Origin of the sequence: Burkholderia sp. MS389 (genome assembly GCF_016899425.1) — a bacterium.
In the GTDB taxonomy this organism is placed as follows: Bacteria; Pseudomonadota; Gammaproteobacteria; order Burkholderiales; family Burkholderiaceae; genus Burkholderia; species Burkholderia sola.
On record NZ_CP045995.1, the window covers coordinates 2024737 to 2044594 of the forward strand.

General features: G+C 65.6%; 20 protein-coding genes. 8 read left to right on the forward strand and 12 right to left on the reverse strand.

The window, feature by feature from the left end; translation table 11 throughout:
• Positions 1 to 1027: 1027 nt before the first annotated feature.
• Positions 1028 to 2209: a DNA-binding protein gene (locus GJG85_RS25425; RefSeq protein ID WP_050013478.1), complete on the forward strand. Its 1182-nt coding sequence runs from the start codon at positions 1028 to 1030 to the stop codon at positions 2207 to 2209.
• Between the two features lie 135 nt (positions 2210 to 2344).
• Here the strand turns inward: GJG85_RS25425 and GJG85_RS25430 are convergent, their stop codons facing one another.
• The 3 genes from GJG85_RS25430 to GJG85_RS25440 form a co-directional block, all read right to left on the reverse strand.
• Positions 2345 to 3364, reverse strand: coding sequence for a tyrosine-type recombinase/integrase (locus GJG85_RS25430; RefSeq protein ID WP_089489935.1), 1020 nt, complete (start codon positions 3362 to 3364; stop codon positions 2345 to 2347).
• Between the two features lie 103 nt (positions 3365 to 3467).
• A complete protein-coding gene (locus GJG85_RS25435) occupies positions 3468 to 3845 on the reverse strand; it encodes a DUF2471 family protein (protein WP_050013480.1) in 378 nt (125 codons plus the stop codon).
• Between the two features lie 153 nt (positions 3846 to 3998).
• A complete protein-coding gene (locus tag GJG85_RS25440; RefSeq protein ID WP_050013481.1) occupies positions 3999 to 4610 on the reverse strand; it encodes an XRE family transcriptional regulator in 612 nt (203 codons plus the stop codon).
• A 158-nt stretch (positions 4611 to 4768) separates the two neighbouring features.
• Between GJG85_RS25440 and GJG85_RS25445 the strand changes: the two genes are divergently transcribed.
• The 4 genes from GJG85_RS25445 to GJG85_RS25460 all read left to right on the forward strand — a co-directional run bounded on the left by GJG85_RS25445 (position 4769) and on the right by GJG85_RS25460 (position 8712).
• A complete protein-coding gene (locus GJG85_RS25445) occupies positions 4769 to 5968 on the forward strand; it encodes a glycine C-acetyltransferase (RefSeq protein ID WP_050013482.1) in 1200 nt (399 codons plus the stop codon).
• Between the two features lie 13 nt (positions 5969 to 5981).
• A complete protein-coding gene (gene tdh, locus GJG85_RS25450; protein WP_006480187.1) occupies positions 5982 to 7010 on the forward strand; it encodes an L-threonine 3-dehydrogenase in 1029 nt (342 codons plus the stop codon).
• A 552-nt stretch (positions 7011 to 7562) separates the two neighbouring features.
• Entirely contained in the window at positions 7563 to 8168 is a 606-nt protein-coding gene (locus tag GJG85_RS25455; protein ID WP_050013483.1) for a TetR/AcrR family transcriptional regulator, read from the forward strand.
• Positions 8169 to 8232: 64 nt separating this feature from the next.
• Positions 8233 to 8712, forward strand: a complete 480-nt coding sequence (locus GJG85_RS25460) for a nuclear transport factor 2 family protein (protein ID WP_050013484.1) — start codon at positions 8233 to 8235, stop codon at positions 8710 to 8712.
• A 472-nt stretch (positions 8713 to 9184) separates the two neighbouring features.
• Here the strand turns inward: GJG85_RS25460 and GJG85_RS25465 are convergent, their stop codons facing one another.
• Entirely contained in the window at positions 9185 to 10270 is a 1086-nt protein-coding gene (locus GJG85_RS25465; RefSeq protein WP_050013485.1) for a tartrate dehydrogenase, read from the reverse strand.
• A gap of 115 nt (positions 10271 to 10385) precedes the next feature.
• Here GJG85_RS25465 and GJG85_RS25470 point away from each other — a divergent pair, with 115 nt between their 5' ends.
• The gene (locus tag GJG85_RS25470; RefSeq protein ID WP_050013486.1) at positions 10386 to 11309 is read left to right on the forward strand and encodes a LysR substrate-binding domain-containing protein; all 924 of its coding nucleotides are present in this window, start codon (positions 10386 to 10388) and stop codon (positions 11307 to 11309) included.
• Between the two features lie 66 nt (positions 11310 to 11375).
• On the opposite strand, the gene argC is transcribed toward GJG85_RS25470, so the two are convergent.
• Positions 11376 to 12317: an N-acetyl-gamma-glutamyl-phosphate reductase gene (gene argC, locus GJG85_RS25475; protein ID WP_050013487.1), complete on the reverse strand. Its 942-nt coding sequence runs from the start codon at positions 12315 to 12317 to the stop codon at positions 11376 to 11378.
• 121 nt (positions 12318 to 12438) lie between these two features.
• Between argC and GJG85_RS25480 the strand changes: the two genes are divergently transcribed.
• The gene (locus tag GJG85_RS25480; protein ID WP_050013488.1) at positions 12439 to 13323 is read left to right on the forward strand and encodes a LysR family transcriptional regulator; all 885 of its coding nucleotides are present in this window, start codon (positions 12439 to 12441) and stop codon (positions 13321 to 13323) included.
• 48 nt (positions 13324 to 13371) lie between these two features.
• Here the strand turns inward: GJG85_RS25480 and GJG85_RS25485 are convergent, their stop codons facing one another.
• From GJG85_RS25485 to GJG85_RS25500, 4 genes are all read right to left on the reverse strand, one after another.
• Positions 13372 to 13836 (reverse strand): hypothetical protein, encoded by a 465-nt coding sequence (locus GJG85_RS25485; protein WP_204383954.1) that lies wholly within the window; start codon positions 13834 to 13836, stop codon positions 13372 to 13374.
• 60 nt (positions 13837 to 13896) lie between these two features.
• A complete protein-coding gene (locus GJG85_RS25490) occupies positions 13897 to 15114 on the reverse strand; it encodes a patatin-like phospholipase family protein (protein ID WP_050013490.1) in 1218 nt (405 codons plus the stop codon).
• 122 nt (positions 15115 to 15236) lie between these two features.
• Complete coding sequence (locus tag GJG85_RS25495; RefSeq protein WP_050017225.1) at positions 15237 to 16022, reverse strand: 3-hydroxybutyrate dehydrogenase; 786 nt, start codon at positions 16020 to 16022, stop codon at positions 15237 to 15239.
• Between the two features lie 52 nt (positions 16023 to 16074).
• Complete coding sequence (locus tag GJG85_RS25500; RefSeq protein ID WP_050017224.1) at positions 16075 to 16815, reverse strand: acetoacetate decarboxylase; 741 nt, start codon at positions 16813 to 16815, stop codon at positions 16075 to 16077.
• A gap of 433 nt (positions 16816 to 17248) precedes the next feature.
• On the opposite strand from GJG85_RS25500, the gene GJG85_RS25505 reads away from it, so the two are divergent.
• A complete protein-coding gene (locus GJG85_RS25505) occupies positions 17249 to 17830 on the forward strand; it encodes an undecaprenyl-diphosphatase (RefSeq protein WP_204384480.1) in 582 nt (193 codons plus the stop codon).
• A gap of 24 nt (positions 17831 to 17854) precedes the next feature.
• On the opposite strand, the gene GJG85_RS25510 is transcribed toward GJG85_RS25505, so the two are convergent.
• The 3 genes from GJG85_RS25510 to GJG85_RS25520 form a co-directional block, all read right to left on the reverse strand.
• Entirely contained in the window at positions 17855 to 18088 is a 234-nt protein-coding gene (locus GJG85_RS25510; RefSeq protein WP_050017222.1) for a hypothetical protein, read from the reverse strand.
• Positions 18089 to 18236: 148 nt separating this feature from the next.
• Positions 18237 to 19058, reverse strand: coding sequence for a siderophore-interacting protein (locus GJG85_RS25515; RefSeq protein ID WP_050017221.1), 822 nt, complete (start codon positions 19056 to 19058; stop codon positions 18237 to 18239).
• A gap of 38 nt (positions 19059 to 19096) precedes the next feature.
• Positions 19097 to 19810 carry a PadR family transcriptional regulator gene (locus GJG85_RS25520; protein ID WP_050017220.1) on the reverse strand — a complete coding sequence of 238 codons (714 nt, stop codon included), beginning with the start codon at positions 19808 to 19810 and terminating at the stop codon, positions 19097 to 19099.
• Between the last annotated feature and the right edge of the window lie 48 nt (positions 19811 to 19858).

The following is a 19858-nucleotide window of genomic DNA, read 5'->3' on the forward strand; positions in this document are numbered from 1 at the left end:
AAAAGTCTCACCTGTGCCAAAAAGTGGCACAGCAAAAACGAGATTTCCGCCAGTCCTGACGGGCTTTTCGGCGAATTAGGCCGGTCACGAGTCCCGAAAAGCCTCACCTCTGACCATTTTTTCAGCAAATACGGCTCCCGGAAAGCCTCACCTGTGAGCGAGATCGCAGCCTGTGATCGATGCCCCGAAAAAGCTCACCTTTAGGGGATCGGAGCAGGAAAACCCGGATTTCGCTCCCGAAAAACCTCACCTTTGGGGCATCACAGGCGCCGAAAAGCACTTTTGCTGTGCAAAATGGCGTTTGCTTCCCGGAAATCCTCACAGCAAATTCCCGTGGAGTCCCGTGAAACCTCACCTTTCGCCAAATCTGCCCAAAAGATGGGCAGAATCAGGGCGCGAAGCACGTCCTGCAAGTTCTCACCTATGTCTGCACAGGCAGAAAACTGTGCAGACAGGCATGGCGCGGGTTCTGTGGCTGTGCGGCCCCGAAAACCCTCACCTGTGGGAAAACGCGTGTTTTACTGTGATCCCGAATCCGCTCACGACCCTTCCTGCAACGGCTCACGCAGCTCCCTGAACCCCATCACGTCAGCTCCCGCAGAAGATCACCTTGGCTCCCGTAAAACTTCACCTTGTCGGCCGGAAAGCCTTGCGCCATAAGGCTGTGCCGTGGCGTTAACGTTTTTAACTAAGGGTTCAAGGGTGTTTACTTCTAATACTCTCAAACCATCCGCTGGGGAGTTTTCCACAGACACCCCAACCCCTGAACACCCACAGGCAACCCGATCGATCGTCATGTGAAACAAATGCCCAAATTCGGGGTTCACGGAAAATCGCTTGCAGTACAAAGACTTGGCTGACTTTCTTCGCTTTGTTTCACGGAATTCCAGGTCACCGTCAGCAGGATGGACTCGCCGAGCCGATTTCTGTGCAAAACGACGTAAATTCACAACGGACCCTCGAAATAAGTATCGGTGAATACGTATTTCGTTATGATTGCCACATTTCATTGTCTGTGAGCATGGCCATGACCCTGGACGAAATGCGTCAAGTCATTCGGGAAGAACTGGAATCGCTACGCGCAAGCGGTGCACGGCGTCAGGAATTGTCGCTCCATGCATGCAAGCGCTTGTTCTTCGATCTCGGCATCCGGCCGTCGGCCGCCAACGTCCGCGATCTCACCCAGACCGGCAGCGCCAGCGACATCCCGAAAGACATCGATCATTTCTGGGAGCGCATCCGTGCCGCTTCCAAGATCCGGCTCGACGGCGCGGCGATCCCGAAAGCTGTCGAGGAAAAAGCCGGCGCGTTGCTCGGCGCACTCTATGAAGAGGCATTGAAAGCCGCACGCGACAGCCTCGATGGAGACCGCGAGCAGGTCCGCGCCGACATGGCCGACGCGGAACAGCGGTTGCGCGACGCAACTATCCGTCAGGAGACGCTCGAAGGCGCGCTCGCGCGCGGGGAAGCGAGAAACGAGCAATTACAGGCGCGGGTGACCGAACTCGAGGTGCAGCTCGCGTCCCAGACCACCCACGGTTCGGCAAGCGAAGCCACGTTGCTCACCACAGTCGCTCGACTGGAAAAGGAATTGGCCGCAGCTGCCGGCCGGATCGATGCCGAGCAAGCGCAGAACGCCGCGCTACGCGACCGCATCGATGCGCTGCAGGCCGAATTGCAGCAGCGCACCGAGCATTACGCGCAGCAAATCAAGGATGCGGTGGCCGAAGCCGAACGCCGCGTCAAGCCGATGCTGGTCGAACTGGATTCGTTGCGCAGCATGGCGTCGACGTACCAGAGCGGGTTGCGGGACGTCCAGCGCAAGGAATTCGATTTCCTGCAGCAGTTGAGCTCGGCCAAGGCGCGCGCCGACCGGCTCGAAGAACAGTTGCGTACCCAGAGCGACGAACTGGAGCGCGCCACGCGCGACGTGAATTCATTGCGCGCGAACCGCGGAATGAATCCGGAAATCGCCGCGCTGATCCGGCGCCTGGCCGAGGCGGGACGGCTCGATGCCAACGCGTATGCCGCGATCGGCACCTCGCTGGATCACGAGATTCCGGCGCCGACCCGGTGCCCGCATTGCGACGGCGAACCGGAACTGTCACATGGCAACGAGGGGTTTGAAGTCGCGTGCCCCGAGTGCGAGCACGCGTCCGGCGCATGGCCGTCCCGCTTCGAAGCCGTCGCGCGTTTTGCGCAGACCTGACGTGAAAGCCGGCAGCGCCTCACAGGTGAGAAGATCCGGGAAGCTTGAGGTGAGGTTTTTCGGGAGCTGCGAAACGGTGAGGCTGCGCCACACAAGGCTGCTCACGGATCGTTTCCGTGAGCAGCCTTTTCCCGATCAGTGAGTTTCGTCGCGGTCGGACGCGTCACCGTTGCTGTCGGCCAGCCCGTCACGCCAGTTTTTCCAGGCGCGATGCAGGCGATTCGACGAGATCGGCCGCATGAAGCCCAGCCATTTGCCGACGCGCTCCGGCGGCACGTCGTGCTCGAACAGTTCGGCCGCGTAGCTATTGCGCAGGGTTTGCGGGCTGGCGCGCGCCGTGCGTGACGATGTGAGCCCGGCCGATTCGACGATCGCGTCGATCGCGCGCAGCATCGTCGCCTTGTGCATCGGCCGCCCGGCATGCGATGCGGGGAAGACGAGTTCTCCTGGAATCTCCTGGCGTTTGCGTTCGGTGAGCCACGCTTCGAGCAACGCGATCGCAAACGAGGCCAGATGGGTGTCGCGCGAGTAATCCGGATGCGTCGACGCGATCCGCAGCGACGTGCCGCTCGTATTGATGCAACTAATCGTAAGTGCGCGCGCTTCGCCGGTTTTGATGCCGGCGCCAAGAAACGCGGCGACGAGCGCACGGTCGCGGCGTTCCTTCCAGTACGCGGAACCCGAGACGCCGATCGGCGAAAACAGATACGCGAGCAACGTCGCCCGTTCCGCCGGCGTGAGGAAACCGGTCGGTTCGTTGTCGCGTGCCTTGCGCCAGTTCGCTTCGCCATCCTGAGCAATGAAGCGGGCCGGATTGGTCGATGCGTACTCGGTGCGGCGGACATGATCGAGCACCCGCTCGATCAGCCGGAGATAGCGCATTCGCTGGGTTTTCTTGATCGGCAGTTCGCCGACGAAATTCGCAATGGTCGGCGTATCGACCGTCGCCAGGTTCTTTTGATGGGCGCGCATCCACGTGAGAAACGCACCCCATTGCGCGCGATAGACGTCGGCCGACGAGCGGCGATAGTCCTGCATCGCCAGCCAAGCGTCGAACGCGGCTTCGGGCGAGGCGACCCAGTCGGACGCATCGCGGTCGAACAGATCCTTTTCTTCCGGCGAGGCGGCGGTGTCGGGAGAGGCGGGAAGGGACATGGCATTAATTCCGTTAGTTGCGTACATGGTAGCCCTTTTCCGCAACGTATCGGGCAGCAAGCGGGTGAACCGGCCGCCATGCGCGACGGCCGGGGCCGGGCCGTCAGTCGCCCCACGCCTTGGACTGGCGGTGCGGGCGCGCGGGACGCGCGGTGTCGTGCGCGTTTGCCGCGGCTTCGTACGCGAGCACGGCAAACGAAAAGACCGCCGGCAGCGCATTCGAGCGCCCGAAGTCGATCGGATCGTCCGTTTCGGGAAACGTCATGTCCGACGGCCGTTCGAACAGTTGACGCATGCCCGCGTCGTGTCGGCTGGCAAAGCCGAGATCGGCGAGCGCTTCGGCTTCGATCGCATGCAGCAGGCGCCACGTCAGCGGCACGCGCTGACGGATGTAGCGCGCCGCGATATGGCGAACGATCAATTCGAGGTCATGCGCGGCAGCCTTGAAGCTGAGCGCGGCTAAATCTTGTTCTTCTGTCATTGCAGGCTCCTGTCGACCGGGACGGGCGCCTCGGTGCGCCGGCTCCGGCCCATGCATGGCGGAATGTCCGTATACTGTACAAACATACAGTATTTTCCGCAACTGGCCTGCGACTGACCTTTTAGCGTGAACAGGCCCTGGCTATCCGCGCCGTCAGCGATGGATCACGATCAGCAATGCCCGCGCTTCGGCCTTGCCGGGATTGCGGATCGCATGCGGCTCGTCGGCCGGGTAGCGCGCGGTGTCGCCCGTCTTCAGCCGGCGGCTGGCCGCGGCGGCCTCGATTTCCATCGCGCCCTGCAGCACGGTGAGGTGCTCGCGCGTGCCGGGTTCGTGCGCGTTCGATACCAGTGCGCCGCCGCCCGGCAGCGTCAACTCGTACCACTCGAACTTGCCGGCGAGGTCGATCGGGCCCCATACGCGCAACTGGTACCGGCCGTCGTGGCCGGCGAGCGTCGGAATGTCGTGCGGGCCGTCCACGCGGATCGTCTCGGGCGCCTTCGGCTGCGAAAACAGTTCGTCGAGCGTGATGCCGAGCGCGTTCGTCAGCCGCCATGCGACGGCGATCGTCGGGTTGGCCTTGTCGCGTTCGATCTCGGAGAGCATCGATTTCGATACGCCGGCTGCGCGCGACAGGTCGTCGAGCGTCAGCTTGCGCTCGTTGCGCAGCCGCTGGATCTGCTCGCCGACGCGCGGCGGAGTCGCGGCCGGTGGTTGCGGGGCGGCGTCGGCGGGCGTGCGCCGCGATCCGGAGGAACTTGCCATTTGGATTCCGTTCGCTTAGAGTTGTTCGATATTTCGAATTCTAGTTCGGAATATAGGATAAATGCGGTCAACCGAACGACCGACTATAACAGTAGCAAGCCGTTGCGCCGCCACGAGCCGTGCGCCGCGGAATGCGAAACCCTGTCAGGAGCTTTGCGATGCGTGATGCCTTTCTCGCCCAGGTGCGCGGGACGCTCGACCAGATCCGCGCGGACGGTTTTTACAAGACCGAGCGCGAGATCGCGAGTCCCCAGGCGGCAGCCGTGCGGCTCGCCGGCGGCGCCGGCGTGCTCAATTTCTGCGCGAACAACTATCTGGGTCTGGCGAACGATCCGCGGCTGATCGACGCGGCCAAGGCCGGCCTCGACCAGGACGGCTTCGGCATGGCGTCGGTGCGCTTCATCTGCGGCACGCAAACCGTCCACAAGCAACTGGAAAGCGCGCTGGCCGCGTTTCTCGGCACCGAGGACAGCATCCTCTATTCGAGCTGCTTCGACGCGAACGGCGGGCTGTTCGAGACGCTGCTCGACGAGAACGACGCGGTGATCAGCGACGAGCTGAATCACGCGAGCATCATCGACGGCATTCGCCTGTGCAAGGCGAAGCGCTTTCGCTACAAGAACAACGATCTGTCCGACCTCGAGGCGAAGCTCAAGGAAGCCGATGCCGCGGGTGCGCGCCACAAGCTGATCGCGACCGACGGCGTGTTCTCGATGGACGGCATCATCGCCGATCTGAAAGGCATCTGCGATCTCGCCGATCGCTACGGCGCGCTCGTGATGGTCGACGATTCGCATGCGGTCGGCTTCATCGGCACGCACGGTCGCGGCACGCCCGAGCATTGCGGCGTCGAAGGCCGCGTGGACATCATCACCGGCACGCTCGGCAAGGCGCTCGGCGGCGCGTCGGGCGGCTATGTCGCCGCGCGGCGCGAGGTGATCGAGCTGCTGCGCCAGCGCTCGCGTCCGTATCTGTTCTCGAACACGCTCACGCCGAGCATCGCCGCGGCATCGCTGAAGGTGCTCGAACTGCTCGGCAGCGACGAAGGCGCGAAGCTGCGCGAGCGCGTGCGCGAGAACGGCGCGCAGTTCCGCAAGCAGATGACCGAAGCCGGCTTCACGCTCGTGCCCGGCGCGCATCCGATCATTCCGGTGATGCTCGGCGACGCGCAGCTCGCGACGAACATGGCCGACAAGCTGCTCGGCGAAGGCGTCTACGTGATCGGCTTCTCGTTCCCCGTGGTGCCGCGCGGCCGGGCGCGCATCCGCACGCAGATGAGCGCCGCGCATACGCCCGAACAGATCGACCAGACGGTCGCCGCGTTCGTGCGTGTCGGCAAGTCGCTTGGCATCATCTGACGGAGGCGCGACCATGAAAGCACTGGCAAAGCTCGAACGCGGCCCCGGCCTCACGCTCACGCGCGTGAAGCGCCCCGAAGTCGGCCACAACGACGTGCTGATCAAGATCCGCCGCACGGCGATCTGCGGCACCGACATCCATATCTGGAAGTGGGACGACTGGGCGCAGAAGACGATTCCGGTGCCGATGCACGTCGGCCACGAATATGTCGGCGAGATCGTCGAGATGGGGCAGGAAGTGCGCGGCTTCGCGATCGGCGATCGCGTGTCCGGCGAAGGGCACATCACCTGCGGTTTCTGCCGCAACTGTCGCGCCGGGCGCCGGCATCTGTGCCGCAACACGGTGGGCGTCGGCGTGAACCGCGAAGGCGCGTTCGCCGAATACCTGGCGATTCCGGCGTTCAACGCGTTCAAGATTCCGCCGGAGATCTCCGACGATCTCGCGTCGATCTTCGATCCTTTCGGCAACGCGACGCACACGGCGCTGTCGTTCAACCTCGTCGGCGAAGACGTGCTGATCACCGGCGCGGGCCCGATCGGCATCATGGCCGTCGCGATCGCGAAGCACGTCGGCGCGCGCAACGTCGTCATTACCGACATCAACGACTATCGGCTGGAGCTCGCGCGCAAGATGGGCGCGACGCGCGCGGTCAACGTCGCACGCGAGTCGCTGCGCGACGTGATGGCCGACCTGCACATGACCGAAGGCTTCGACGTCGGTCTCGAGATGTCCGGCGTGCCGAGCGCGTTCACGAGCCTGCTCGAGGCGATGAACCACGGCGGCAAGGTTGCGCTGCTCGGCATCCCGCCCGCGCAGACGGCGATCGACTGGAACCAGGTGATCTTCAAGGGGCTCGAGATCAAGGGCATCTACGGCCGCGAGATGTTCGAGACCTGGTACAAGATGGTCGCGATGCTGCAGAGCGGCCTCGACCTGTCGCCGATCATCACGCATCGCTTCGCGGCCGACGATTACGAGCAAGGCTTCGCCGCGATGCTGTCCGGCGAAAGCGGCAAGGTGATTCTCGACTGGACCGTCTGAGTCGGGGGGCGACAGAGCCGGGGCGGCGCGGCACGTTGGCCGGCTGCCCCGTTTTCGTTTGCACACGCACGCACCGTCGTGCATCGAAACGCGTGATTCAACGCTTGAGGTGAGGTTATTCGGGAGCGGTGTTCGCGCGCCGAATCGTCGCACGATCCCGCATAGGTGACGTGCAATGGCAGATTCGCTTCACCTATCGGCAGCCGCTTCGCTTCTCGCCGTCACGCTATTCGGTGCTCGTTTTTCCTCTTCCATGCACTTCCCCGCTTCGTTTGGCGCGCGAGCGTTCGCCCGCAACCTTAGGCGGCATCGTACCGACCCGGAACATCAACCGTGAGCCGCATGCAGCGCTGCGACTCACTGAGACGAAGCGCGATCGGCCTCGACCGGTGCGCGACCCCCACTTGATCCGTTCACCCTCGAATCCGCGCGGATCGCGCTGAAGGCTCAGCGCGACGAGCCGGCGCTTCGCGCGAGATTCAGCCCTCCCACCGGCAGGGCTTTTTTCATCCGGGTATTGACGACGGAGAACGATCGTTCTACCGTAAACCGATGAACACACCTCTCGACTCCTCCGGCGAACCGGGCGTTCGCGACCGGCTGCTCGACGCGGCCGAAGCGCTGATCTATTCGGGCGGCATCCATGCGACCGGCGTCGATGCGATCGTCAAGCGATCCGGCGCGGCGCGAAAGAGCTTTTATTCGCATTTCGAATCGAAAGAGGCACTGGTCGTCGCCGCGCTCGAACGTCGCGACGCGCGCTGGATGCGCTGGTTCGTCGACGCCACGCTGGCGCGCGGCCACGCGCCGCGCGCGCAACTGCTCGGCATGTTCGACGTGCTGCGCGACTGGTTCGGGCAGCCCGACTTTCACGGCTGCGCGTTCCTGAATGCGTCGGGCGAGATATCCGACGCCGACGATCCGGTGCGCGTCGTCGCCCGCATGCACAAGGCACGCCTGCTGGCATTCGTGCGCGAGCGCTTCGACGCCTACGCCGACGAAACCGGCGTCGCGCGCCGCGGGCTCGCACGCCTCGCACGTCAGTGGCTCGTGCTGATCGACGGCGCGATCGGCGTGGCGCTCGTCAGTGGCGATGCAAACGCCGCGCGCGATGCGCACGCGACGGCTGAACTGCTGCTCGATACCGTATCGCGGTAGCCGACGCAGCGAATCCGAACCGGCTGCGTGCGTTCGCAGCCAGAACCCTGAACAGGAGCAATCCATGTCCGCTTCCCCCGAAGTTCGTCCGCCCGTTCCGCCCTTCACGCTTGAAACGGCGCGCCAGAAAGTGCGCGCCGCCGAGGACGGGTGGAACACGCGCGATCCGCAACGCGTGTCGCTCGCCTATACGCCGCAAAGCCGCTGGCGCAACCGCGCGGAATTCGTGACGGGCCGCGACGAGATCGTCGCGCTGCTGCAGCGGAAGTGGGCGCGCGAACTCGACTACCGGCTGATCAAGGAGCTGTGGGCGTTCGACGGCAATCGCATCGCGGTGCGCTTTGCGTACGAGTGGCATGACGATGCCGGCAACTGGTTCCGTTCGTACGGCAACGAGAATTGGGAGTTCGACGAAAACGGCCTGATGGCGCATCGTCACGCGAGCATCAACGATCTGCCGATTCGCGAGGCGGACCGTCTTTATCACTGGCCGCTCGGCCGTCGTCCGGACGATCATCCGGGGCTGTCCGACCTCGGGCTGTGATGCTCGCGCACATTCGAAGGAGCGGCGAACGCATCAGCGGAGGTTCAATGGTGAGGAAATTCGGGAGCCTTCCGCTGAAGGTGAGATTTTTCGGGACGAGGTGAAATGTCGCGTCGAACTGTGTGCGTTGAACAGGTCGACGCGACATCGCACGGGTAAAGCGGTGCATACGTCGACGTGCAGCGGTGTGCGTCACCGTGCGATGCATTTCACCGATCGTGTCGAAGCGATCGTGCATTGACGATCGGTGTGCGCGAGCGACACGTGCAACTCATCGATCGGATCATCTTTCGGCTTGCGATGAAAAACCGCGCAAGCAGTGCGCGTTGCGATGCGTTGTTGCTCACCGCTCGACTTCACGCCGACGCATCGGCGGAGTCCGCTAACGTGCGCGACCGCATCGTGCGTCGCTCGCCGCAGACCGATTCACGAAGCGCCGCCCGGCGCGCGCGCCGGGCACGACCCTCGACCCTCAGCCCGCGATCCGCGCGGCGATCGCCTCGCCCACTTCCTGCGTGCCCGCGTTGCCGCCGAGATCGCGCGTACGCGGCCCCGTGCGCAGCACGTCCTCGATCGCGGCGACGATCGCATCGTGCGCGTCGCGTTCGCGGCCCGTGCCGTTGCCGAGGAAATCGAGCATCATCGCCGCCGACCAGATCATCGCGACCGGATTCGCGATGTATTGCCCCGCGATGTCGGGCGCCGAACCGTGCACCGGTTCGAACAGCGACGGGAACGTGCGATCGGGGTTCAGGTTCGCCGACGGCGCGATGCCGATCGTGCCCGTACAGGCCGGCCCGAGATCCGACAGGATGTCGCCGAACAGGTTCGACGCGACGACGACGTCGAAGCGGTCCGGCTGCAGCACGAAGCGCGCGCACAGGATGTCGATGTGCTGCTTGTCGACCGCGATTTCCGGATAGCGTTCGGCCATCTCGGCCGCGCGCGCATCCCACCACGGCATGCTGATCGCGATGCCGTTGCTTTTGGTCGCGACGGTGACGCGCTTCGCGCGCCGCTGCGCGAGCTCGAACGCGAATTTCAGCACGCGCTCGGTGCCGTGCCGCGTGAAGATCGACTGCTGCATCACGACTTCGCGCTCGGTGCCTTCGAACATCGTGCCGCCGACCGACGAATATTCACCCTCGGTGTTCTCGCGCACGATCATGAAATCGATGTCGCCCGGGCGGCGGCCGGCGAGCGGCGACGGCACGCCGTCGAACAGGCGCGCGGGCCGCAGGTTGATGTACTGGTCGAATTCGCGGCGGAATTTCAGCAGCGAGCCCCACAGCGAAATGTGATCGGGCACCGTCGCCGGCCAGCCGACCGCGCCGAACAGGATCGCGTCCATGTCCGACAGCTGCGCTTTCCAGTCGTCCGGCATCATCGTGCCGTGCTGCGCGTAGTAGTCGCAGCTCGCCCAGTCGATCTCGACGAAGTCGAAGCGGATGCCGAAGCGCGCGGTCACGGCGGCGAGCGCGCGCAGGCCCTCGGGCATCACTTCGCGGCCGATGCCGTCGCCGGGGATCACGGCAATCCTGTAAGTCCTGTCGGTCATGCAAATCTCCTTGTCTGGTTGGCCGGCCGCCGGGAAGGCAACGGCCCGTCACGTCATTCTATTTATTTCCATCTGGATTAAAATCGCTCAAAAGTTAATCGACTTTCCACGAATCGTGAATAAATCGCCGAACCTCGACGACCTGCGCGTGTTCAGCCTGGTGGTCCGCCTCGCGAGCTTCAGCGCGGCCGCCGAGCAGCTCGCGGTGTCGCCCGCGTATGTCAGCAAGCGCGTCGCGATGCTCGAGGCGCAGCTCGGCACGCGCCTGCTGCATCGCTCGACGCGCCGCATGACGGTCACCGAAGCCGGCGAACGCGTGTTCGCGCGCGCCGAAAAGATTCTGGACGACGTCGATCATCTCGTCGAGGACGTGTCGACCACGCGCACGGTGCCGCGCGGCACGTTGCGCATGTCGAGCAGCTTCGGCTTCGGCCGGCACGTCGTCGCGCCGGCGCTGCTCGACTTCAGCGCGCGCTATCCGCAACTGAACGTGCGGCTCGATCTGTTCGACCGGCTCGTCGATGTGGCCGGCGAAGGCTACGACCTCGACGTGCGCATCGGCGACGACATCGCCGATCACCTGATCGCGCGCCGGCTTGCCGCGAACCATCGCGTGCTGTGCGCATCGCCCGACTATCTCGCCCGCCGCGGGACGCCGCGGTCGCTCGCGGATCTGGCGTCGCACGACTGTCTCGCGATCAAGGAGCGCGATCATCCGTTCGGCGTATGGCGGCTGACCGTGCGCGGCGAAACGGCGACGGTGAAGGTCGGCGGCGCGCTGTCGACGAACCACGGCGAGGTGGCCGTGCAATGGGCGCTGGCCGGGCGCGGGATCGTGCTGCGCTCGATCTGGGAAGCCGGGCCGCTGATCGAGCGCGGTGCGTTGTGCCGCGTGCTGCCGGACGCGGTCCAGCCCGCGAACATCTGGGCCGTGTATCCGGAGCGCGTCGCGGCGTCGGCGAAGGTGCGCGTATGCGTGGATTTTCTGGTGGAGACGCTGGCCGGCCTGAATGCCGCCGCGGGTGACGATACGGCCTGAAACCGGCTAAAGGTGAGCTTTTACGGGGGGCATGCGCAGGCACCGTCGACGATGCCTGCGGGCGCGTCACGCCGCGTGTCGCGCACCGAGCATCAAGTCGAGATTCTGCACGGCGGCGCCGGATGCCCCTTTGCCGAGATTGTCGAACACGGCGGACAGCAGCACCTGGCCGCCGTCTGCGTTGACGAACACGCCGAGCCGCAGGTCGTTGGTGCCGTTCAGCGTTTGCGGATCGAGATGCGTGGCCGCGCGTGTGTCCGCGAGTGGCATCACGTCGACGTGACGCGCGTCCGCGTAATGGTGCGCAAGACACGCATGCAGCCGCTCACCGGTCACCTCGGCCGGCAGCAGGCGCAGCTCGATCGGGATGGTGAGCACGATGCCTTGCCGATAGGCACCGTAGGCCGGCACGAAGAACGGACGGTGCGCGAGCCCCGCATGCTGCCGGATCTCGGGCACGTGCTTGTGCTCGAGCGCGAGGCCGTAGACCTGCAGCGGCAACGCGTGTGCGGCGGCGTCGCCCGATTCGAACGCGTCGACGGCGGCCCTTCCGCCGCCCGAGTAACCGGACACCGCGTGGATGCTCACCGGGTAGTCGCGCGGCAGCAGCCCGGCCTGCAGCAGCGGGCGCAGCAGGCCGATCGCGCCCGTCGGGTAGCAGCCCGGATTGGTCACGCGCTTCGCCTGCGCGATGTGTTGCGCTTGTCCGTCGGCCATCTCGGGAAAGCCGTAGACCCAGTCGGGCTGCGTGCGATGGGCCGAACTCGCGTCGATTACGCGTACCGCCGGGTTCCGAATGAAGCCGACCGCTTCGCGTGCGGCCGCATCGGGCAGGCACAGGATCGCGATATCGCACGCGTTGAGTGCGTCGGCGCGGCGGGCCGCGTCCTTGCGTTCGGCGGCGGGAAGCGTGAGCAGCCGCAGGTCGGTGCGCTCGCGCAGACGCGCGTGAATCTGCAACCCGGTCGTGCCCTGGTCGCCGTCGATGAAGACAGTGGGGAAGCTCATGATGGTCGTGTGCGTCGCGTTCGGTCGTCGGGGGAAACCGTATCGTCCACCGAACGCCTAGAATAGGAAAAGTTGAATTTGCTGACCATCCGATTCAGCTTTTCTGAACGAGAGGTGTGTGATGCGCGAGATCAGTCTGGACCGCCTGCGTACGCTGGTCGCGATCGCGGACCACGGATCCTTCGTGGCGGCGGCGCAATGGCTTCATCTCGCGCCGCCGACCGTCAGCCTGCATGTCGCCGAGCTGGAAAGCCGCATCGGCGCGCCGCTGCTGTCCCGCACGCGCGGCAACGTGCGTCCTTCGGTGATCGGCGAAGTGCTGGTGGAGCGGGCGCGGCGTCTGCTGGCGGAAGTCGAATCCACGCTGGACGACGTGCAGCGACAGGTGCAGGGGTTGACCGGGCGCGTCCGCCTCGGCGCATCGACCGGCGCGATCGCGCACCTGTTGCCGCAGGCGGTGGCCGGATTGCGCGCGCAGCATCCGGATATCGACGTGCAGATCGCGGTGCTCACGTCGCAGGACACGCTGGCGCGCCTTGCGCAAGGCACGCTCGATGTCGGGCTGGTCGCGCTGCCGCAAGCGCCGGTCGCGGGGCTGTCGATCCACCCGTGGCGTCGCGATCCGGTGATGGCCTTCCTGCCCGCGGACTGGCCGCTTCCGGCGCGTGTGACGTCCGCGTATCTGGCCGAGCGGCCGCTGATTCTCAACGATGCGACGACGCGCCTGTCGCGGCTCACGACCGAATGGTTCGCGCTCGGCGGCCACCGGCCCGAGCCGCGGATCGAACTCAACTACAACGACGCGATCAAGAGCCTGGTCGCCGCAGGATACGGCGCGACGCTGCTGCCGCATGAGGCGGGCGCGCCGCTGCCGGATGCGCGCATCGTGATGCGGCCGCTACGCCCGGCGTTGTGGCGTGAATTGGGGATTGCGCATCGAGCCGGCCCGGTCGAACGGGCGACGCAGCACGTGCTCGATGCGCTGCGGGCGCTCCGCGCGCGATAGCGTCCGTCGTGCGGCTGACGCGCGCGAGCCGTGCGGCCCAACGCGCGTTCAGAGCCGGTTGTCCTTCGCGAGCGTGAGCACGCGCGCCCAGCGCTGCGCATCGCGCTTGTCCATCATCGGCAGCTTCCATTCGCCGCGCACGGCGTCGCGCACGCGCACGACGAGATGCCAGCGGCCGTCGATCGGCGCGGCCTCGCAGCCGTCGAGCTGCGACAGCGTATAGCGGCCGTCCGCGCCATCATGCGACAGCCACAGCAGCCCTTGCGTCGCGGACACGCGCAACTCGCCCCACGCGCGAAGCACGATATGCGTCCAGCCTTCTTCTTTCGTGTTCGGTGCGATGTCGCGACGGCGCTTCAGCCACCACGCAATCAGCGCGATCAGGAGCGCGGCGGCCAGCACGGCGGCCGCGATCGCGACCGGCGGGCCGAACTGCGCGGCGATGACGTGAAACAGGTGAACGGCGCCCCAGCCCAGGGCGATGAGCGCGAGCAGCGCAATGAAAATCGGCATGTCGAATCGGAAAGGAGGACGGGCCGGCGCAGGCGGCGCGCCGGCCCGTGGCACACGGCATTACCGGCGGCGGTGAATGTCGTGCGTGACGAAGCCCGCGTCGTTGACGGGCAGCGCGAGGCCGTCCTTCACCGCGAGCGTCTTGCGGATGTCGTCGAGACCCGCGGACCAGTGGTCGCGCATCGTCGACAGACCGAACTGATAGTCCTTGTAGTGATGCTCGTACGCTTTCTGCTGATAGATCAGGTGCTGGATGTTGTATTTCTTCCCGCTCGACATCGCTTCGGCCTCGATGCACCACGGATCGTTCTTGCGCTGTTCTTCCGGCACCTGTTCGAGCACGTGGCGCAGCACGTTGCGGTAGCGCTGTTCGCGCTGCAGCGTGTCGGTGACGAAACGCGTGCGGCTCGAATACTGCACGTCCTTCGTGCGCTCGGCGACGTCGGCCATCGTGCGCGGCAGCGGCCCGCGCGCGCTCCACAGATCGACCTGGAACGCGAGCGTGTCGCTGCGCGGGCGGGCGCGCAGCACTTCCATCAGCGGCGTGTTCGACACGACGCCGCCGTCCCAGTAGTACTCGCCGTCGATCTCGACGGGCGGGAACGCGGGCGGCAACGCACCGGACGCCATGAAATGCTCGGGCTCGAGACGGATGCGCGAGTTGTCGAAGTACACGAAGTTGCCGGTACCGACGTTGACCGCGCCGACCGACACGCGCGTCTCGCCCGAATTGATCCGGTCGAAATCGCACAGTTTCAGCAGCGTCGTGCGCAGCGCCGACGTGTCGTACCAGCTGATTTTTTCCGGATGGTCGGACACGCCCGGCAGCGGCGGCGGAAAGCGCGGCACGAAAAAGCCCTGCTGGCCCTGCATCATCGCGCTGGCGGCCTGCGACGCGGTGAAGAACGTGCGGATCTGATCGATGCTGTTGAACAGCGCGAATTCGAACGCGGCCGGAATCGTCGGGAAGAACGCCGGCTGGCAGATCGTTTCCCAGAATTCGCGCAGGCGCTCGACGCGATGCTCGGGCGCATTGCCGGCGATCAGCGCGGTGTTGAGCGCGCCGATCGAGATGCCCGCGATCCAGTCGAGCGGAATGCCTGCTTCATGCAGCCCTTCGAATACGCCGGCCTGATACGCGCCGAGCGCGCCGCCGCCCTGCAGGACGAGCGCGATCGTTTCGTACGGCAGCGACCGCGCAGCGGCCGGCGCGCCGGCTTCGTGGCGCAGGTCCGCCGCATCGACGGCCTGCTTTTCTGTACGCGCGTGCGGTTTCATCAGTTGCTCCGAGAAATCCCGCCGTGGACGGCGGTGATGGATGGCGTGACGTCGATCGACGGCACGCCATCTCGAGAAGGGCGGTGGCGCGGAAGTCGCCTACCGTCGGGGAAACGCCGGCGTTACTGCATGAACCAGCCGTGGCTGACGACGAACGACTGGCCGGTGAGCGCGGCGCTCGGGAACGCCGACAGGAACAGCACCGTCTGCGCGACGTCCTGCACCGTCGTGAACACGCCGTCGACCGTGTTGCCGAGCATCACCTTCTTGATCACGTCCTCTTCGCTGATCCCGAGCTCCTTCGCCTGCTCCGGAATCTGCTTGTCGACCAGCGGCGTGCGCACGAAGCCCGGACACACGACGTGCGAGCGCACGTTGTGCTTCGCGCCTTCCTTCGCCAGCACGCGGGCCAGGCCGAGCAGGCCATGCTTGGCCGTCACGTACGCGGACTTCAGCGGCGACGCCTCGTGCGAGTGCACCGAGCCCATGTAGATCACGACGCCGCCGCGATCGTCCTTGTACATGTGCTTGAGCGCGGCCTTCGTCGTCAGGAACGCGCCGTCCACGTGGATCGCCTGCATCTTCTTCCAGTCGGCGAACGAGTAGTTCTCGATCGGATTGACGATCTGGATGCCGGCGTTCGACACGAGGATGTCGACCGAGCCGAACGCGTCGGCCACCTTGTCGATGCCGCTGTTCACGGCGTCCTCGTTGGTCACGTCCATCGCGACGCCGATCGCCTTGCCGCCTGCCTTGACGATCTCGTCGGCGACCGCGTTCGCGCCGTCCTGGTTCAGGTCGGCGATCGCGACGGCCGCGCCTGCCTTGGCCAGCTCCAGCGCGATTTCCTTGCCGATGCCGCTCGCGGCGCCCGTGACGACTGCGGTCTTGCCATTCAGGTTGCTCATGTTCGAATTCCCGTGGTGAAAGGATTGACAGGGAGAAAGGAGTGCGGACGTGTTACTGGGCCAGATAATCGTAGACGACTTCGCCGAGGCCCAATGTCAAATCTGCGACGATGTGCCGGGCTTCGACGATCTCGAGCACGGGCAGGTCGGCCACCGGCGCGAGCGCGTGCGGCGCCAGCTCGAGCGATGCCGGGCCCGTCCATGCGCCCTTCATCTTGATGTCCTGCATGTAATAGCGCACCAGTTCGCATACGCGCGCGGTGCCGTCGACGTGCGGGATGATCTTCAGCAGGAAATTGGGGCCGGCGAGCCGTTTCGTCTGCTCGTCGATGTCGAGTTCCTTGTGCTTGTAGCCCATCGTGCCGGTCGCGACGCGCACCTTGCCGTAGTCGAGCGTGCCGAGGAGGTGGTCGGTGTTCACGTGCAGCGTGGGCGACGCGAGCTTCTTCGGGAAACCCCACAGCTCGCGGCCGCCGGCGATCGGCGGGTGATCGTCGAGATACATCGCGAGCGTATAGCCGCCCGGCTGGCCGTCGTATTCGACGGGGATCACCTGGCCGCTTTCGGTGTAATCGCCGAAGCCGGTCGAATCGGCCATGCGAATGAATTCGTAATGCACGAGCGGCTCGGTGATTTGCAGCGGCTCGGGGACGATTTCACGAAGGCGGTCCGGATCGGTGCGGTACGTGATGATCAGAAACTCACGATCGACGAAACGGTACGGGCCCATCGGGAACGCAGGGCTGGTCAACGGCATCGCAAACGCTTTCGATCGGACATCGCTGGGTTTCATGCGGACTCCTTGTTGTTGATCGCTTCGTGGATGAGTGGTCGTAATCGTATGCCTGTGCGTTGCCGTTGTGCGATGCCGCATATGGAATTAATTGTTGCCGATTTCGAATTATTTGCGGCGTAAATATTGAGATGAACGGTGTAAAACGGCGGTGTCGGCACCCGGCCGCGTCAGCGTCGCACGCGTCGATGACGCCATCATGTGAAAAAGGTGAGTCTTTACGGGAAGCAGGGTGAGCTTTTGCGGGAAGCCCGGCGCGGGAATATGACAATTGTGTGAACTTGTGTTGCAGTGCAGGTTCTAAGTGCGTTCGCCGCGCGGTCCTCGTCTGGGCGGCTGCCGCCTTAAGCACCGCCTAAGCGGTCACGTCCTAGCATCGTTCGTCTCTGGCCGGGCCACTGGCCGATCATTCATGCCTCACGCAACCGGATTCATGCAGAACCTCAATCTCGCCCTCTTTTCCGCCATCAACGCCGGGGGTGCGCCGCACCCGGGCGTTGCCCGCCTCGCGATCTTCGCCGCCGACTGGCTCGTCTATGCGCTGCCCGCGATGCTGCTGCTGACCTGGATCTTCGGTGCGCGCCCCTCGCGGCGCCAGGCGATCGAAGCCGGCGTCGGCGTCTGCGTGGCGCTCGTGCTCGCGCAGGCGCTCGGGCATGTCTGGTTCTCGCCGCGCCCGTTCATGGCCGGCGTCGGCACGCAGTTGATTCCGCATGCGCCGGACAGCTCGTTTCCGAGCGATCACATGACGTTCGCGTGGAGCATGGCGGTCGGCCTGCTGCTCGGCGGCACGACGCGGGTCACCGGTTTCGTGATGGCCGCGATGGCCGTGGCGATCGCATGGGGACGCGTCTATGCGGGCGTGCACTGGCCGTTCGATATGGCGGGCGGCGTGCTGGTCGGCACGGTCGGCGCGCTGGCCGCACACCTGTACGGGCACCGCGTGACCGCGCTGCTCGAACGGCTCGGCGATTCGGTGCATGCGGTCGTGATGGGGCGCCGGCGGGCGCCGTAGGTGCAAGGAAGCGGCAGGACGCCGTCAGCCGGACGAGCCCGGTGTGCGGGCCGATTCGGCCGAGGCGGATGGACCGCCACCCGCGTCGCGCAGCTCGGGTGTATCGGCCGGATGCCGCGCGGTATCGCGGTCGAGGGCGCTTTCCGTGAGGATCGCGCACATCGCGACGAACAGCGCGACGACGACCGCGGCGAGGCCGCAATAGCCGGCGATCTTCAGGTGGCGAAGGAAGGGCGAAGCGTGGCTTTCTTTTGTCATGACCGGGCGCTCCTGGGCGGGCTGCGGCGGCTGTCGCCCGACAGCGGCGCGCAGACATAGATATATACCAGCCGCGATGCCGGTGCCAAGCCCGCTGCTGCGCGGGCGCCACGATTGTTGCAACCGCCCGGCAACCGGGCGCCCCCGCTCAGTCTTCCAGCGTTTCGTGCACGGCCGCCGCGCCGCGCTTCCAGTAGGCCGCCGCGCGGATGCGCGACTTGTCGATGCCGCGTTCGCCGGTCAGGTGCTGGCGCACCGCGCGCATCGACAGTGCTTCGCCGGCTGCCCACACGTAGCCGTCGCCGGACGGCGGCAGCGGCAGATCGCGGACGGCGTTCAGCAGCGTGTCGCCGTTCGCCGTGTCGGCTTCGGCGCGGAAGCGCCAGATTTCATGCACGTCGGCGCGCGTCTCGAACGAGATCTGCGCGGTGCGATCCGCGACTTCCAGCACGACCGCCGCGCGCGCACCGGCCGGCAGTTCCTCGAGGCGTCGTGCGATGGCCGGCAGCGCCGTATCGTCGCCGATCAGCAAATGCCAGTCGAAATCGGTCGGGACCACGAACGAACCGCGCGGGCCGCCGATGCCGAGCCATTGGCCGACACGCGCTTGCGCGGCCCACTGCGATGCGGGGCCGGGATGGTTCAGCACGAATTCCAGATCGAGTTCTCCGGCGGCGCGATCGAAGCGGCGCGGCGTGAAGTCGCGCGCGACCGGCTTCGGTTCGCCTTCCGGAAACTCGGGGCCGTTCGCGCCGAGCGTCGGCAGCGCGGGCCGTTCCGCGCCGGGCGGCGGGAAAAAGACCTTCACGTGATCGTCGAACGACGCGGATTCGAAATCCGCGAGATCGAGGCCGCCGAGCGTGACGCGCAGCAGGTGCGGCGTCACGGTATGCACGCGCAGCACCTGCAGCAGGCGGAACTTGAGGGTGTGGCGCACGCGGGTGACGGTGCGTTCGGACGTGTTCTGCATCGATCCGTTCTCCTTGGGTGGTGACGGGGCGGCGCGGATCACGCGCCGGCGCCGCCTTCGATTTCAGCCGTCGCGCGGCGCATGATGGCCGCGATGCGGCGCTGTTCGTCGGCATCGGCGGCGCTCTTGTGCAGCAGCGCGCGCTTGAGCGCGAGACGCGCCTCGACGAATTCCGGCAGCCAGCCGGCCTGCGATTCGTCCTGCGCGTCGGCGCCCGCCGATTCCCCGGCGAACGCGCGGCGCATGAATTCCATCTTGCGAGCGAGGTGCGTGAGGCGCGCGAACAGCGTGTCGACTCTTTCGCGCTGGGCGTCGAGATGCACGCGGCCGGCGTCGGTCAGCGCATAGCGCTTGCGGTTGCCTTCCGCCTGCGACGCGACGAAGCCGACTTCGTCGAGATACGTGAGCGCCGGATACACCATGCCGGGGCTCGGGCTGTAGAAACCGTTCGAGCGCGTGTCGAGCGCCTTGATCAGTTCGTAGCCGTGGCTCGGTTGTTCGGCCACCAGCGCGAGCAGCAGCAGCTGGAGATCGTCGGAGCTGAACTGGCGGCCGCGCGGCATCGCGTCGTCGCCGAAATCGCCAAAGCCGCCGCGCCCGCCCCGGCCGCCGAACGGGTTGCCGCCGCCAAACGGATCGTGGCCGCGGCGATGGCGGCCGATCGCGTGCAAGACGCCGGCAAACCAGTCAGGGCCGGCATGCGCACCATGACCGTCGCATCGGGCATGGCCGCGGAAGTGATTGTGTCGCATGATCGTATCCTATATTTCGTAAAACATATCTAAAGATATATATCGAAA

Excerpts from the sequence above, each read along its gene's own strand:
- GJG85_RS25515 (WP_050017221.1), bottom strand. The coding sequence starts at position 19,058 with ATGCAGAACACGTCCGAACGCACCGTCACCCGCGTGCGCCACACCCTC.
- GJG85_RS25495 (WP_050017225.1), bottom strand. The coding sequence starts at position 16,022 with ATGAGCAACCTGAATGGCAAGACCGCAGTCGTCACGGGCGCCGCGAGC.
- GJG85_RS25510 (WP_050017222.1), bottom strand. The coding sequence starts at position 18,088 with ATGACAAAAGAAAGCCACGCTTCGCCCTTCCTTCGCCACCTGAAGATC.
- GJG85_RS25505 (WP_204384480.1), top strand. The coding sequence starts at position 17,249 with ATGCAGAACCTCAATCTCGCCCTCTTTTCCGCCATCAACGCCGGGGGT.
- GJG85_RS25480 (WP_050013488.1), top strand. The coding sequence starts at position 12,439 with ATGCGCGAGATCAGTCTGGACCGCCTGCGTACGCTGGTCGCGATCGCG.
- GJG85_RS25440 (WP_050013481.1), bottom strand. The coding sequence starts at position 4,610 with ATGGCAAGTTCCTCCGGATCGCGGCGCACGCCCGCCGACGCCGCCCCG.
- GJG85_RS25435 (WP_050013480.1), bottom strand. The coding sequence starts at position 3,845 with ATGACAGAAGAACAAGATTTAGCCGCGCTCAGCTTCAAGGCTGCCGCG.
- GJG85_RS25460 (WP_050013484.1), top strand. The coding sequence starts at position 8,233 with ATGTCCGCTTCCCCCGAAGTTCGTCCGCCCGTTCCGCCCTTCACGCTT.
- GJG85_RS25490 (WP_050013490.1), bottom strand. The coding sequence starts at position 15,114 with ATGAAACCGCACGCGCGTACAGAAAAGCAGGCCGTCGATGCGGCGGAC.
- GJG85_RS25520 (WP_050017220.1), bottom strand. The coding sequence starts at position 19,810 with ATGCGACACAATCACTTCCGCGGCCATGCCCGATGCGACGGTCATGGT.
- GJG85_RS25455 (WP_050013483.1), top strand. The coding sequence starts at position 7,563 with ATGAACACACCTCTCGACTCCTCCGGCGAACCGGGCGTTCGCGACCGG.
- GJG85_RS25425 (WP_050013478.1), top strand. The coding sequence starts at position 1,028 with ATGACCCTGGACGAAATGCGTCAAGTCATTCGGGAAGAACTGGAATCG.
- GJG85_RS25465 (WP_050013485.1), bottom strand. The coding sequence starts at position 10,270 with ATGACCGACAGGACTTACAGGATTGCCGTGATCCCCGGCGACGGCATC.
- GJG85_RS25485 (WP_204383954.1), bottom strand. The coding sequence starts at position 13,836 with ATGCCGATTTTCATTGCGCTGCTCGCGCTCATCGCCCTGGGCTGGGGC.
- GJG85_RS25500 (WP_050017224.1), bottom strand. The coding sequence starts at position 16,815 with ATGAAACCCAGCGATGTCCGATCGAAAGCGTTTGCGATGCCGTTGACC.
- argC (WP_050013487.1), bottom strand. The coding sequence starts at position 12,317 with ATGAGCTTCCCCACTGTCTTCATCGACGGCGACCAGGGCACGACCGGG.
- GJG85_RS25430 (WP_089489935.1), bottom strand. The coding sequence starts at position 3,364 with ATGTCCCTTCCCGCCTCTCCCGACACCGCCGCCTCGCCGGAAGAAAAG.
- GJG85_RS25445 (WP_050013482.1), top strand. The coding sequence starts at position 4,769 with ATGCGTGATGCCTTTCTCGCCCAGGTGCGCGGGACGCTCGACCAGATC.
- tdh (WP_006480187.1), top strand. The coding sequence starts at position 5,982 with ATGAAAGCACTGGCAAAGCTCGAACGCGGCCCCGGCCTCACGCTCACG.